At 72.0% G+C, this 13235-nt stretch carries 14 protein-coding genes; 5 read left to right on the forward strand and 9 right to left on the reverse strand.

The genetic code is table 11. From position 1 onward, the window contains the following. Positions 1-183: 183 nt before the first annotated feature. Positions 184-753: a sigma-70 family RNA polymerase sigma factor gene (locus tag OG844_RS13535; RefSeq protein ID WP_329205034.1), complete on the forward strand. Its 570-nt coding sequence runs from the start codon at positions 184-186 to the stop codon at positions 751-753. On the opposite strand, the gene OG844_RS13540 is transcribed toward OG844_RS13535, so the two are convergent. Further along, complete coding sequence (locus OG844_RS13540; protein ID WP_406390221.1) at positions 687-884, reverse strand: zf-HC2 domain-containing protein; 198 nt, start codon at positions 882-884, stop codon at positions 687-689. The genes OG844_RS13535 and OG844_RS13540 overlap by 67 nt on opposite strands. A 111-nt stretch (positions 885-995) precedes the next feature. Here OG844_RS13540 and OG844_RS13545 point away from each other — a divergent pair, with 111 nt between their 5' ends. Continuing rightward, positions 996-1505, forward strand: coding sequence for a hypothetical protein (locus tag OG844_RS13545; RefSeq protein WP_406390223.1), 510 nt, complete (start codon positions 996-998; stop codon positions 1503-1505). A gap of 19 nt (positions 1506-1524) precedes the next feature. Here OG844_RS13545 and OG844_RS13550 read toward each other — a convergent pair whose 3' ends face one another. The 4 genes from OG844_RS13550 to OG844_RS13565 form a co-directional block, all read right to left on the reverse strand. After that, positions 1525-2712, reverse strand: a complete 1188-nt coding sequence (locus OG844_RS13550; protein WP_351176809.1) for a histidine kinase — start codon at positions 2710-2712, stop codon at positions 1525-1527. 19 nt (positions 2713-2731) lie between these two features. Beyond that, on the reverse strand, positions 2732-4195 hold the full coding sequence (locus tag OG844_RS13555) for a cation acetate symporter (protein ID WP_406396112.1): 1464 nt from the start codon (positions 4193-4195) through the stop codon (positions 2732-2734). 23 nt (positions 4196-4218) lie between these two features. Continuing rightward, positions 4219-4581 carry a hypothetical protein gene (locus OG844_RS13560; RefSeq protein ID WP_406390225.1) on the reverse strand — a complete coding sequence of 121 codons (363 nt, stop codon included), beginning with the start codon at positions 4579-4581 and terminating at the stop codon, positions 4219-4221. 63 nt (positions 4582-4644) lie between these two features. Further along, entirely contained in the window at positions 4645-5397 is a 753-nt protein-coding gene (locus tag OG844_RS13565; RefSeq protein ID WP_406390226.1) for a LytR/AlgR family response regulator transcription factor, read from the reverse strand. A 158-nt stretch (positions 5398-5555) separates the two neighbouring features. Between OG844_RS13565 and OG844_RS13570 the strand changes: the two genes are divergently transcribed. Continuing rightward, positions 5556-6224: a zf-HC2 domain-containing protein gene (locus tag OG844_RS13570; RefSeq protein WP_406396113.1), complete on the forward strand. Its 669-nt coding sequence runs from the start codon at positions 5556-5558 to the stop codon at positions 6222-6224. 7 nt (positions 6225-6231) lie between these two features. Here the strand turns inward: OG844_RS13570 and OG844_RS13575 are convergent, their stop codons facing one another. From OG844_RS13575 to OG844_RS13590, 4 genes are all read right to left on the reverse strand, one after another. Next, complete coding sequence (locus OG844_RS13575; protein ID WP_406390227.1) at positions 6232-7092, reverse strand: Fpg/Nei family DNA glycosylase; 861 nt, start codon at positions 7090-7092, stop codon at positions 6232-6234. Positions 7093-7148: 56 nt separating this feature from the next. Next, entirely contained in the window at positions 7149-8045 is an 897-nt protein-coding gene (locus OG844_RS13580) for an amidohydrolase family protein (protein ID WP_406390229.1), read from the reverse strand. Positions 8046-8207: 162 nt separating this feature from the next. Beyond that, positions 8208-9569 (reverse strand): wax ester/triacylglycerol synthase family O-acyltransferase, encoded by a 1362-nt coding sequence (locus OG844_RS13585; RefSeq protein ID WP_406390230.1) that lies wholly within the window; start codon positions 9567-9569, stop codon positions 8208-8210. Between the two features lie 90 nt (positions 9570-9659). Next, positions 9660-11756 (reverse strand): SpoIIE family protein phosphatase, encoded by a 2097-nt coding sequence (locus tag OG844_RS13590; protein ID WP_406390232.1) that lies wholly within the window; start codon positions 11754-11756, stop codon positions 9660-9662. A gap of 134 nt (positions 11757-11890) precedes the next feature. On the opposite strand from OG844_RS13590, the gene OG844_RS13595 reads away from it, so the two are divergent. Beyond that, positions 11891-12724: a YndJ family protein gene (locus tag OG844_RS13595; RefSeq protein WP_406396114.1), complete on the forward strand. Its 834-nt coding sequence runs from the start codon at positions 11891-11893 to the stop codon at positions 12722-12724. Continuing rightward, positions 12721-13233 carry a DUF1990 family protein gene (locus tag OG844_RS13600; protein WP_406390233.1) on the forward strand — a complete coding sequence of 171 codons (513 nt, stop codon included), beginning with the start codon at positions 12721-12723 and terminating at the stop codon, positions 13231-13233. The genes OG844_RS13595 and OG844_RS13600 overlap by 4 nt, the downstream gene beginning before the upstream one ends. The last annotated feature ends 2 nt before the right edge of the window (positions 13234-13235 follow it).

The following is a 13235-nucleotide window of genomic DNA, read 5'->3' on the forward strand; positions in this document are numbered from 1 at the left end:
AGGTGGCGAAGTACCTGAATCGGCCGTATCGCCCTCTGCCGACCGTTCACCGCACCACTCGCCGCTCCGTGCGACCGCTCGGCGCACATCTCGGTGTGCTGCCTGTTCCCCCGGGCCGCGATGCGTTCGTATACGCCAGGCGGGAGCGAGGCGGCAGGGGCCTCTTCGGGAAAGGACGTCACGATGACCACGGCGACAACCGATGAGCGGACCCTCGCGGAGTTGCAGCGGGAACACGGGCCGGCCCTGTTCCACTTCCTGCTCGGGCTGACGTTCGGCGACCGGCAGCGCGCGGAGGACCTGCTGCAGGAGACGCTGGTCCGCGCCTGGCAGCATCCGGAGGCGTTCGACGCCCCGTACGACTCGATGCGCCCCTGGCTCTTCACCGTCGCCCGGCGTCTGGCCATCGACGCCCGCAGGTCCCGCCAGGCCCGGCCCGCCGAGGTCAGCGACGTGGTCCTGGAGAGCGCCCCCGCCCGGGAGAACACCGCGGACTCGGCGGTCCGCGCGCTCGATGTGCGCGAGGCGGTCAGGACCCTCAGCCCCGAGCACCGCGCCGTGCTGGTACAGATCTACTTCCGCGGGCTGAGCGTGGGCGAGACGGCGCAGGCGCTCGGCATACCGGCGGGCACCGTCAAGTCCCGTTCGTACTACGCGCTGCGGCTGCTGTCCCGCAACCTTCCCGGCTACTCCAGCAGGTCGTCCTCGCTGAGCAGCGCGAGCAGGGACACCGTGTCCGCGACCTCCACGTAGGCCGCGGCGCACGCGTCGCACCGCTGGAGGTGCCAGGCGACCGGACCGCTCTCGTCGGCGGCCAGCGCGTCGAGCACATACGCACCCAGCAGCTCCCGCACATGCGGGTCGTCGCCGCGCTCGGCGGTCATCGCACCTCGTATCTCCCGACGGATCCTGCCCTTCTGCCCACGCGGGGCACGCGCCCCCGGTTCAATGCTGCGTGAAGCCCGGTACCGAGTCGAAGAAAGAGGCGAGACGGGATGCGTCCCGAACGGCACGATGGAACCAGTGGGGGCGGGCTGCTGGTCCCGATGGACTGGATGTACGCCGAGTACATCGCGGACGAACTGCTGCTGACCGGCGACCTGATGGAGCCGACGACTCTGGAGTACCGGGCGGGCCGGGATGCGCTCGCCCTGACGATCTTCCTCTCCGAGGGGGCGGTGGCCGACGCCCTGCCCGCGGCCCGGGTGGACGAACTGCGGCTGCTCACCGCGTACGGAGCGCCCTGGAGACGGTGGGTGTGCGCGCGGCTGGACGCCCAGGACCACCCGGCGGCCGAGGGTGGGCCGGCCGACCCCGACCTCGCGCTGGCGCGCGCGGCCTGGCGCTGGCTGGAGGAGACCGAACTGCTGGCGGCGGACCTCGACGCGATCGGGCCGACCCTCTGGGAGCCGGCGGGGAGCGAGGAGGAGCGGGAGGCGCAGGTGTGGACACCCGCGTGGCAGCTCGGGCTGCCGCTCGGGCATCTGGCGATCCATCTCTACTGAGCGGCCGCACCACGGGTCGTCATGAACCGTGGACTCCCGCACGGTACTTGGGCAGTCGCAGGGTGATCTTCATGCCGGCGCCCGCACCGGTCTCGATGACCAGCCCGTAGTCGTCGCCGTACACCTGCCGCAGCCTCTCGTCGACGTTGAGCAGCCCGATCCCGGTGGACGTGCCGCCCTCGCCGCGCAGGATCTGACGCAGCCGGTCCGGGTCCATGCCGATGCCGTCGTCCTCGATGACCACCTCCGCCTCGGCGCCCGCGTCCAGTGCGCTGATCGTGATGCGGCTCCGGGTGACGGCGCCCTCCAGGCCGTGCTTGACGGCGTTCTCGACCAGCGGCTGGAGACAGAGGAACGGCAGGGCGACGGGCAGCACCTCCGGGGCGACCTGCAGGGTCACCGAGAGCCGCTCCCCGAATCGGGCCCGCACCAGCGCCAAGTACTGGTCGATGGAGTGCAGTTCGTCGGCCAGGGTGGTGAACTCCCCGTGCCTGCGGAAGGAGTATCGGGTGAAGTCGGCGAACTCCAGCAGCAGTTCGCGCGCCTGCTCCGGGTCGGTGCGGACGAACGAGGCGATCGCCGCCAGCGAGTTGAAGATGAAGTGCGGGGAGATCTGCGCCCGCAGCGCCTTGATCTCGGCCTCTATCAACTGCGTGCGGGAGCGGTCGAGCTCGGCGAGTTCCAGCTGTACGCAGACCCAGCGGGCGACCTCTCCCGCGGCCCTCGCCAGGACGGCGGATTCGCGGGGCGCGTAGGCGACGAGCGTGCCGAGCACCCGGTGGTCGACGGTCAGCGGGACGGCGACGGCCCAGCGGAGCGGGCAGTCGAGGTCGCCGCAGTCGCTGTGGAAGGCGGTGTCCCGGCCGCTGGCGAGGAGCCCCTGAACGTGGTGCATCACGTCCTTGCCGTGATGGTCCCCCTCTCCGTCCCACACGAGCACCTGGTCCCGGTCGGTGAGGCAGAGGGCGTCGGTGCCCAGCAGCGAGCGCAGCCGGCGTGCCGATCTGCGGGCGCTCTCCTCGGTGAGTCCGGCGCGCAGGGGCGGCGCGGCGAGGGAAGCGGTGTGCAGGGTCTCGAAGGTGGCGTGCTCGACGGGCGTACCCACGTCACTGGTGCGTACGGGCCGAGCGGTGCGTCCGAGGAGGAAGCCCGTGCCGAACAGCAGCAGGGTGAGCACGGCTATGACGGCGATCCCGGCCCCGGTCACCGGTTCTCCTTGCAGGGGCTCATCGCCCTCTCCCCGAGGTCAGGGCTTCCGGCAGATGGAAGCGGGTCATGGCCGCGTTGGTGCCCGGCGGGATCCGTCCCGGAGTGGCCAGGGACACCAGGATCATCGCGAGGAAGCCGACCGGCACGGACCAGACGGCGGGCCAGGCGAGCAGGGCGTGCGGCCAGCCCGGCGGGCGCACCGCGCCGCTCACGGTGATCGCCACGGACAGGAGCGCGGAGCCGCCGCCGAGCAGCAGTCCGGCGATCGCGCCCGGCGGGGTGAGCCGCCGCCACCAGATGCCGAGGACGAGCAGCGGGCAGAAGGAGGAGGCGGAGACCGCGAAGGCCATGCCCACGGCGTCGGCCACCGGCACCCGGCTGACGAGCAGTGATCCGGCCAGCGGCACGGCGATGGCGAGGACGGTGGCCAGCCGGAAGTGCCGTACGCCGCGCGAGGGCAGGACGTCCTGCGTGATCACCCCCGCGACGGCCATGGTGAGCCCGGACGCCGTGGAGAGGAACGCGGCGAACGCACCTCCCGCGACGAGCGCGCCGAGGAGGTCACCGCCGAGGCCGCCGATCACGCGGGCGGGCAGCAGCAGTACGGCGGCGTCGGCGTCTCCGCCGTGCATGAGCTCGGGTGCGTACAGCCTGCCCAGGGCCCCGTAGACCGGCGGCAGGAGATAGAACATGCCGATGAGGGCGAGGACGGCGACGGTGGTACGGCGGGCGTCGCGGCCGTTGGGGCTGGTGTAGAAGCGGACGACGACGTGGGGCAGGCCCATGGTCCCGAGGAAGGTCGCCACGATCAGCCCGTACGTCGCGTAGAGCGGGTGCTCCGCGCGGAGGACGGAGACCTGCTCGTCGAAGCTGACAGGGGGCCGTCCATCGCCCTGCCAGGCCAGCACCAGGAAGATCGCCGGGACGAGGAGCGCGGTGAGCTTGAGCCAGTACTGGAACACCTGCACGAAGGTGATCGAGCGCATGCCGCCCGCCGCGACGGCGAGCACGACGACGGAGGCCACGAGCACGTCGCCGAGCCAGCCGGGCGCTCCGGTGAGGATCTTCAGCGTGAGCCCGGCGCCCTGCAGCTGCGGTACGAGGTACACCCAGCCCGCGCCGACGACGAACACGCTGACCAGCCTGCGCACCTGGCGGGATTCCAGGCGCCCTTCGGCGAAGTCGGGCAGGGTGTACGCCCCGGAGCGGCGCAGCGGCGCAGCGACGAACACCAGCAGCACGAGGTATCCGGCGGTGTAGCCGACCGGGTACCAGAGCATGTCGGGGCCGTGCACCAGCACCAGGCCCGCGATGCCCAGGAAGGACGCGGCGGAGAGGTACTCGCCGCTGATCGCCGCGGCGTTGAGGCGTGGCCGCACGGTGCGGGAGGCGACGTAGAAGTCGGACGTGGTCCGAGAGATCCGCAGCCCGAAACCGCCGACGAGCACGGTGGCCAGGACGACGAGGGCGACCGCCACCATCGATGCCGGATGGCCGGGGGCGGTCACGGTGCGGGGCGGCCTTCCACGAGTCGGGCGAAGTCGCGCTCGTTGCGCTCGGCCCTGCGTACGTACCACCAGGCGGCCAGGGTGAGCGGCGGATAGGTGGCGAAGCCGAGGACCGCCCAGACGAGGGTGTTGCTGTGGAGGGCCTCGAAGGCCAGCGGCAGGGTGCCGGCGACCAGGGCGAGTACGCCGAAGGCGGTGAGTCCGGCGCGGAGCTGGCTGCGCATCAGCGAGCGGACGTAGGCGCCGCCGAGGGCGGTCTGCTCGTCGATCTCCGACTGGGCACGGTAGCGGGGCAGCGGACGCACCCGCCGCGGCTCGCCCGTGACCACTTCGCGCCGGGGCGTGCTCTCTGCGGACATGGGCCCGGAGTCTAGGCGGCACGGGCCTCGGCTGGGAAGGGGCGAGCCCGGGGTAGGCGCAGGTCAGCGGCCGGTCTGGCGCATCAGGAGATCGCGCAGGGCCCGGGTGTGACGACGGCTGACCGCGAGCTCCGCTTCCCCGATGCGCACGCTCATGCTGCCGGCGTCGAGGCGGAGTTCGTCGATACGGCTCAGCGCGACGAGATGGCGCCGGTGTATGCGCACGAAGCCGCGGGACCGCCAGCGTTCCTCGAGGGTGGTCAGCGGGATCCGGACGAGGTGGCTGCCCGTGGCGGTGTGCAGCCGGGCGTAGTCGCCCTGCGCCTCGGCGTACGCGATGTCCTCGACGGGCACGAACCGGATCACCCCGCCCAGTTCGACCGGGATCTGGTCGGCGGCGGCGTCGTGGACGGGCGCGGAGCGCTCGCCGACCTGTTCGGCGACGCGGCGGACGGCCTCGGCCAGGCGCTCGCGGCGGACGGGCTTGAGCACGTAGTCGACGGCCTTGAGGTCGAAGGCGTGCACGGCGAAGCCCTCGTGGGCGGTGACGAAGACGATGAGGGGGGGCGCGGCGAACCCCGCCAGGAGCTGGGCCACGTCGAGTCCGGTGAGGCCCGCCATGTGGATGTCCAGGAAGACGACGTCGATGGCCGAGGGGTCCTCGGGCCCGGCATCGACGGCACTGCCGATGCGGCGCAGCGCCTCGGTCGCACCCGTGGCACCCTCGGCGCTCCGGATGCGCGGGTCGGCGCGCAGGAGGTAGAGGAGTTCCTCCAGGGCGGGTGCTTCGTCGTCGACGGCGAGTACGCGCAGCATGAGGCCGGAGTTTAGACCGACCGGCACCTGGGGGGCGGCGTCGCGGGGGCTCCTTCTTCCACCCCCCGTGTGCCGGCCGCTCGCGGACCGGTCGGTCGCTGGGTGTGTACCTGCGTTGTGGCATGAGTGATTTACGGGTCCGCTGCGTACGTGTGGGCATGCGCATCCTCGAACCCCATCGCGACGTCGGAGCCTACGTGCTCGGCGTGCTCGGTGCTGCCGATGCCTTCCGTTTCGAGGAGCACCTGACGGAGTGTTCCGCCTGCGGGGTCCAGGTGCGCGAGTTCGGGGAGGTGGCGGCTCAGCTCGCGGTGTACGTGCGCCGGACACCGGCCGGGGTCGCTCCGGTGGCCGATGCCGGCCCGGAACTCCTGCACCGGATCGTCGCCGTGGCGAGGGCCGGACGCCGCACGTCCCGAAGACGGCGCCTCGCCCTCGTGGCGGCGGCCGTGGTCCTCGGCGTCGGCGGGCCGGCAGCCGTGGCGGGCCTGTACGACGGCTCACCGTCCCGTCCTGCGACGGCCGAACGGTGGGCGGGCGGGGACCGGGGCTCCGGTGTGAGCGCGGTGGTGACGACCGGTGAGAGGGAGTGGGGCTCGGACGTCGGACTGGAGGTGGCGCGAGCCCCGGCGGCGGGGTCGTGCGCACTGGTCGCGGTGGGGCGGGACGGCAGCAAACAGACGGTGAGCACCTGGTCGGGTACGGGTACCGGGCCGGGCGAGGAGCCGGCAGTGGTCCGAGGCGGCGCCGCGCTGCGGCCCGCCGAGATCGATCACTTCGAGGTCTGGTCGTCGGACGGGCAGTGGCTGGCGACGGTGACCCGCTGACGTCCCGCTATTTGAGCAGGCGGGACAGGCGCCGGTCGGCGAGGGGCTTGCCGCCGGTCTGACAGGTGGGGCAGTACTGCAGCGAGGAGTCGCTGAACGACACCTCCAGCACGGTGTCACCGCAGACGGGGCACGGCTGACCCGCACGCCCGTGGACGCGCATGTTGCTCTTCTTCTCGGCTTTGAGCCTCCCGGCGGCGACGCCCCGGGAACGTTCGACGGCTTCCTGGAGGGTGGTTCGCATCGCCGTGTACAGATGGCTGATGTCGGCGTCGCCGAGGCTCGTGGTGAGTTTGAACGGGGACATCTTCGCGACGTGCAGGATCTCGTCGCTGTAGGCGTTGCCGATGCCCGCGATCAGGGACTGGTCGCGCAGGGCTCCCTTGATCTGCCGCCGTTCCCCGCCGAGCAGCCGGGCGAACGCGTCCCGGTCGAAGGAGTCGGCCAGCGGATCGGGTCCGAGGCGTGCGACACCCGGCACGTCCGCCGGGTCGCGTACCAGGTGGACCGCGAGGCGCTTGGTCGTCCCCATCTCCGTGAGGTCGAACCCGTCGCCACCGGCGAGGATCAGGCGCAGGGCCAGAGGGCCTTTCCCCGGCCGGGGCGGTGCGGCGGGGAAGCTGTCCTTCCACTGCAGCCAGCCGGCCCGGGCGAGGTGGGTCAGCAGATGGAGCGGTCCTGCCGTGATGTCCAGGAATTTGCCGTGCCTGGCCACGGAGGTGACGGTCGCGCCCTCCAGGGCGGTGATCGGCGGGTCGTACGTCTTGAGAACACTGATCGCGAGAGGCAGGACGCGGGCGATCTCCTTGCCGACCAGGTGGTCGACGAGGAAGTCCCGCAGTGCTTCGACTTCGGGCAGTTCGGGCATGACACCAGCCTGCCGCAGCGGACCGGACGACGCCCGCGCAGTGGCGCGGCGCACCTTCAGCCGGCAGCTTCCGCCAGGCCGTAGACACGGTGTGCGGTGGCGGCGAAGACCGACCGCTGCTCGTCGTCGCCGAGACCGCCGGTCAGTACCCGGGCCGCGTCGACGACATCGGCGTACGACGCGGCGAGCCGGCACACGGGCCAGTCGGATCCGAACATCAGCCGGTCGGGTCCGAACGCGCCGATGACGGTGTCGGCATAGGGGCGCAGGTCCTCGACCGTCCAGGAGCGCGGGTCCGCCTCGGTGACCAGGCCGGAGAGTTTGCACACGGTGTTGGGCAACGCGGCCAGATCCCGGAGCCCGTCGGCCCACGGGTGCGTACGCCCCTGTGCCACGGGCGGTTTGCCTGCGTGGTCGAGTACGAAGGTGAGTCCGGGCAGCAGGGCGGCGGCCCGGACGGCGGCGGGCAGTTGGTGCGGCAGGACGATCAGGTCGTAGACGAGTCCGGCCTCCGCGACGGCCCCGAGTCCGCGAAGGACGTCGGGGCGCAGCAGCCACTCGGGGTCGGGTTCGCCCTGGACCTGGTGGCGGATTCCGACGAGCAGGTCGCCGCCGGGCAGGGCGCGCAGGGCGGCGAGCGTCTCGTCGACGTCCGGTGCGGTGAGGTCGGTCCACCCGACGACGCCCGCGACGAGACCGCTGCCTGCTGCGAGTCCGAGGAACTCGGGGGTCTCCTCCGCGACGGTGACGGTCTGGACGAGGACGGTGGCCCGCACACCCGCGGCGCGTGCCTCCGGCTCCAGGTCGGCGAGGGTGAAAGTGCGGCGGATCGGGGCGAGTTCCTCACCCGTGATCCAGTTCTGGTCCCGTACGGCGAGGTCCCAGACGTGATGGTGGGCGTCGATGATCCCCATGGGCGGTGTCGTGTCCGGTCCGAGCCCGATGCGCCGCATGCCTCTGCCGTCCTCGCCGATGATCGCCGGTGCACTGCACTGCGAATATTCATCGGATCACTTGCATGCGTCAACTCCCGTGACGGCTCCGACGCACTGCTTTCCCTTCAAGTTGTCCGATCTATCCACGGCGAACCGGTTGGCGGTCCTCGGAAGTTCGCCCTAGGACGGGGCAGGCACGACGGGCACGACCAGCGACTGCAGCTCCGCCAGCTCGTCCTGGACGGCCACCGCCAGCCGGTCGAGGTCGGGCAGCGCCTTGCCGTCGGCCACCAGCCCGACCTGCACCCGCCCGCCGTACGTGGACAGGGCGACGGCGAGTGACTGCCCGCGGGCCAGGGGGGCCATCGGGTAGACCGCGCTGAGCGGGCAGCCGCCGAGCGAGAGCGCCGAGCGAGGCAGGGGAACGCTGGTGACCAGGACGTCGAAGAGCATCCGTGCCGCGTTCCCGGCCAGCGGAGCACCGAACCGGTGGGCCAGGGCGGGCAGCTGATCGGCGAGCACGGCCACCGCGCCCGCACCGCGCATCGGGCCCGCGGCCTTGTTCCGGTCCATACCGCTGCGGACCAGACGCAGCCGCTCGCGGCCGCGCGGTTCCCCGACCGGGAGGCCGAGCAGGTAGGCGGAGAGACGGTTGCCGGTGGCCGCACCGTGCGGTCGGCGCCGGGAGACGGGGACCAGCGCGCGCGGGTCGGCGCCGGGGAGCTGCTCGCCGCGTTCGAGCATCCAGCGGCGCAGCGCACCGGCGACCACGGCGAGCAGGACGTCGTTGGCCGTGCCGCCCTCGGCCCTGCGGATCCGCTGGACCGTCTCGGCGTCGAGTTCGGCGGTGGCCAGGCGTCGGGTGCCGCTGGAGCTCGCGGTCAGAACGGTCGAGCCGCGCATGTCGAGTCGGCTGGCCCGGACGACCGAGGCACCGACCCCCAGCGCCCGGCCGACGTCCCCGATGCGGTCCAGTGCCGCGCCCGCCACCTTGTGCGGGCCGGGCAACCAGGAGCGCGGGGGCACCGGTGTCCTGCGCCGCGCGGCGCCGCGCCCCGATCCGGCGGCGGCGATCTGGTCGAAGATCCCGGCCCCGATGGCCACGGCGCGCATCCCGTCGGCGAGCGCGTGGTGCAGCTTCACCAGCACGGCGAACGGGCCGCCGCCGGCACCGCTCAGGAGGTACATCTGCCAGGGCGGCAGGCCGCGTTCGAGCGGCTGCTCCATGAGCTCGCCCGCCAGCCGGGTCGCCTCCGCCATGAAGTCGCCCTCCCCCAGGACCACCCGGCGGACGTGCCGGTGCACATCGAAGTCCTTGTCGGTGAACCAGGCGGCCCCGCCCACGGGCAGCAGGACGTCCCGCACCCTCATGCGGAGCCGCGGAATCGCGGCAGCGCGCTCCCCCAGCAGAGCCAGCAGGTCCTGCGGACCCACTCCGGGCGCCGGGGAGAAGACGGCGAGCGCGCCCAGGTGCATCGGGTGGGCGTCGGATTCGAGGTGCCAGAAAGCCAGATCAAGCGGTGCAAGGAGCTCGGTACTCAACGGGGCCTCGTGTCATCGACAGCAGAACTGCAGGATCGCAGTCAATCGCTGGTGATCGGTTACGGTCAAGCATGGACGTGTTACGTGCTGTTACATCCTCGCGTCGCGGCGGCCCTCCCGCGACCCGCGCTCCGGGATGACGAACTCGCACCACACGCATTTGCCGTTGCCGCGGGACTCCACGCCCCACACGTCGGACAGTCGGTCGACGAGCATCAGCCCACGGCCCGAGACCCCGGACTCCCCCGCGTCCCTGCGCCGCGGCAGTGCGCTGGACCGGTCCTCCACATCGACCCGGAGGCGGCGTTCCGGGCCGGTGAGCACCCGGATGGTGACGATCGCGCCGCCGTCGGTGTGCATCAGCGCGTTGGTGATCAGCTCGTCCGCGGCCAGCTCGACCTCGTCCGCCCGGTCCTTCGCCCCCCAGGCGCGCACCGCAGCCCGGATCATGTGGCGGGAGGAACTCAACGCCTCAGGGTCGTTCTGCGCGACGTGCTGCTGGAGCCTTCCGCCCGGGTGGGGTGCGTGCGCGGCCCTGCGGCGCAGCAGCAGCATCGCCACGTCGTCCTCGCCGCCCCGCTCGTCGACGACGTCGCAGAGCCGGTCGGCCAGCTGCTGGATGTCCTGCGGGCCGTTGTGCACCGTGGAGGTCAGCAGCTGCATGCCCTCGTCGAGGTCGGCCCCGGGCAGCTCGACCAGGCCGTCGGTGTACAGCAGCAGCGTCTGGCCCGGGTCGAGCTCGACGGTGCTGACCGGGTATTCGAGACGTCCGAACTCCGCCGAGAGTCCCAGCGGCAGGCCGCCCTCGACGGGCAGCCTGCGGCAGCTGCCGTCGACGTCGCGTACGAGCGGGTCGACATGGCCCGCCCGGACCAGCTGCACCACCCCGGAGCTCAGGTCGATCTCGGCGTACGTGCACGTCGCGAAGCGGTCGGTGTCGAGCTCGTGGAGGAAGACGGAGGCCCGCGCCATCACCGTGGCGGGGCTGTGCCCCTCGGCCGCGTAGGCGCGCAGCACGATCCGGAGCTGCCCCATGACCGCGGCGGCATGCGTGTCGTGCCCCTGTACGTCTCCGATGACGGCACCGACCCGCCCGCCGGGCAGCGAGATGACGTCGTACCAGTCGCCGCCGATGTCCCGGCCGAGCCGCGCGGAGCGGTAGCGGACGGCGACCTGCGCTCCGGGGACCTCGGGGATTTGACGCGGAAGCATCGCCTGCTGGAGACCCTCGGCGAGATCGTGTTCCTGCTCGTAGAGCATCGCCCGCTGCAGGCTCTGGGCGATCGAGCTGCCGAGCGCCACGAGCAGGTTCCGCTCATCGGCCGTGAAGCCCGCCTTGTTGCCGTAGAGGAGGCCGAGTGCGCCGATCGGGCGGGCCTGGGCGATGAGCGGCAGGTAGGCGGCGGCGGTGATGCCGAGGTGGCTGATGTGGGGCCAGAGGATCGGGTACGTGGTCGCGAAGTCCTCGGCGGACTCGATGAATCGGGGCGCGAGTGTGCGGATCACCTCGCTCATCGGGTAGGGCTCGTCCGTCCGGGTGTAACGGGTTCCCGGCACATAGGCCCCCTCGGGCCCGTCGGCCACGAGGTGGATGCGGCCGGACTCCAGCAGACCCATGACCAGGCTGGTGGCGCCGAGGTTGGCCAGGCCCTGGGAGTTCTTCAGGACGTCGGTGACGTCCTTGACGGTGCGGGCGTGGGCCAGCGCGGCCGTGGTGCCCTCCACCAGACTGGTCCGGCGCCGCCGCTCCTGGTCCACTTCCCGGCGGGCGGTGGAATCGGCCAGCTCCTGGGTGGCGTCGCGCACGATGCCGATGATGCGCCGCGGTCTGCCGGTGCCGTCCCGGCGGATGAAGCCCTGGGTATGGGTCCAGCGCAGCGTGCCGTCGCGCCGCATGACGCGGAAGTAGGCACCGTAGTTGCTGCGCCCGCTCTTGAGAGCCTGCGAGACCATGCCGTCGAGCCTGATCGCCTCGTCGGTGGGAACGCGTTGGCCGAGGGAGGCGGGACGGTCGTCGTACTCGTCGGGGCGCAGGTCGAACACGTCGAGAGCGGGCTGGTCCATGTGCATGAGGCCGCTGTCCAGGTCCCAGTCGAAGCTGCCCATTCGGTTCAGGGCGAGGCTGAGGTCCGGGTGGGCGGGCCAGTCGTCCGGGAGTGACAGGGCACCCGCTACCCGATCATCCATGTGCGCCACTCTGCCATTATTTGTCCGATTCCTCGACCGATCCGTCCACCTTGAACGCGTTCAAGAAAAAGCATATTCTCAGTACGACAGCAATTGAACACGTTCAAGGTGGCGTGAAATCGGGGGTGGGCGCGATGTCCGTGCTGGTCGGTCTCATCGTCATGCTGGGCATGCTGGTCATCGTGCCGACGGGCCTGGGGCTCGTCGGTGACCCGGCATTCGACCGGATACGGCGTCCGTGGCCGCTCTTCGCGGTACCCGGCGCCGTGGCCATGTGGCTGCCGCGCGGAGCCACGGCCACCGTGCTCGCCTGCTGCTACGCCCTGGGGGCGCTTGTCCTCGCGGCACACGCCCCGTGGCGCCTGGCCCGGACCCGCAGCATCCGCCCCGCGGAGATCGCCCTGCTCACCGCTCTGGTCACCCCGTCGGTCGCCGCGCTCGCCCTCGTCGCGGAGCGTGCGGGCCACGAACTGTTCGGCTTCGGGCTCGGCATCCTGGCACTGACCGTGCCGCACTTCCACTTCGCCGGCTTCGCCGCGGCCCTGGTCGCGGGTCTCGTCTGCCGGGGCGCCGACGGGGCGGCCGGCCGCTTCGCCGCCCTGAGCGTGCCCCTGGGCACCCTGCTCGTCCTCGTCGGCTACTTCGTCGGCGACTGGGCGGAGCTGGCCGGTGCCGTGGTGCTGACCGCCGGGATGTGGACGGTCGCCCTTCTGACGTGGCGCACCGCTCGCGGCGGGCGGGACCGTGCGACCCGCGTCCTTCTCGCCACCTCGGCCGCCGTACTCGTGGCGACCATGGTGCTCGCGCTGAGCTGGGCACTCGGCGAGGCAACGGGACTGCCCCACCCCACTCTGACGTGGATGGCCGCCACCCATGGACTGGGCAACGCACTGGGCTTCACCCTCTGCTCGCTGCTCGCCTGGCGCCGCATCCAGGACCGCACCCACCCGGAAGGCAGGACCGCATGACCACTCTGACGTACCCAGAGGTCGGAGCCACCCGCCTGGGGCCGCTCCCGCAGGGCTACCACCACCTGCACCACCGGACCGCCGTGGGCCGCGGCCGCTCCGACTTCGAGGCCGCGGGCGCCGCCGTCACCGAATGGCGGATGCACCGCGGGGCAGGAACCCGGGTGAACGCCTCCGCCGAGCGGGCGGCCGAAGGAGAGTCCGTCGCGATGTCGCTGGGCATGGGGCCGTTCCGTGTGACCGCGCACTGCGAGGTCGTCTGGACCGCGTACGAGCCGGGGCGCATCGGCTTCGGCTACGGCACCACGGCCCGGCACCCGGAACTGGGCGAGGAGTGCTTCGTGGTGGACCTGGCGGACGACGGCACGGTGTGGTTCACCGTCATGGCCTTCTCCCGACCCGCCTCCTGGTACGCCCGGCTCGCCGGCCCCCTCGTGCCGGTGTTCCAGCGGCTGTACGCGCGCCGGCTGGGCAACACGCTGCGCCGGAGCGTGCTCGCGGGCCGATGAGC

It is taken from the genome of Streptomyces sp. NBC_00887 (genome assembly GCF_045207585.1).

Bases quoted from the DNA above. Each gene is read 5' to 3' on its own strand.
- OG844_RS13565 (WP_406390226.1), bottom strand. From the start codon at position 5,397: ATGCTGCGCGTACTCGCCGTCGACGACGAAGCACCCGCCCTGGAGGAA.
- OG844_RS13580 (WP_406390229.1), bottom strand. From the start codon at position 8,045: ATGCGGCGCATCGGGCTCGGACCGGACACGACACCGCCCATGGGGATC.
- OG844_RS13545 (WP_406390223.1), top strand. From the start codon at position 996: ATGCGTCCCGAACGGCACGATGGAACCAGTGGGGGCGGGCTGCTGGTC.
- OG844_RS13600 (WP_406390233.1), top strand. From the start codon at position 12,721: ATGACCACTCTGACGTACCCAGAGGTCGGAGCCACCCGCCTGGGGCCG.
- OG844_RS13560 (WP_406390225.1), bottom strand. From the start codon at position 4,581: ATGTCCGCAGAGAGCACGCCCCGGCGCGAAGTGGTCACGGGCGAGCCG.
- OG844_RS13555 (WP_406396112.1), bottom strand. From the start codon at position 4,195: ATGGTGGCGGTCGCCCTCGTCGTCCTGGCCACCGTGCTCGTCGGCGGT.
- OG844_RS13590 (WP_406390232.1), bottom strand. From the start codon at position 11,756: ATGGATGATCGGGTAGCGGGTGCCCTGTCACTCCCGGACGACTGGCCC.
- OG844_RS13570 (WP_406396113.1), top strand. From the start codon at position 5,556: ATGCGCATCCTCGAACCCCATCGCGACGTCGGAGCCTACGTGCTCGGC.
- OG844_RS13535 (WP_329205034.1), top strand. From the start codon at position 184: ATGACCACGGCGACAACCGATGAGCGGACCCTCGCGGAGTTGCAGCGG.
- OG844_RS13595 (WP_406396114.1), top strand. From the start codon at position 11,891: ATGTCCGTGCTGGTCGGTCTCATCGTCATGCTGGGCATGCTGGTCATC.
- OG844_RS13540 (WP_406390221.1), bottom strand. From the start codon at position 884: ATGACCGCCGAGCGCGGCGACGACCCGCATGTGCGGGAGCTGCTGGGT.
- OG844_RS13575 (WP_406390227.1), bottom strand. From the start codon at position 7,092: ATGCCCGAACTGCCCGAAGTCGAAGCACTGCGGGACTTCCTCGTCGAC.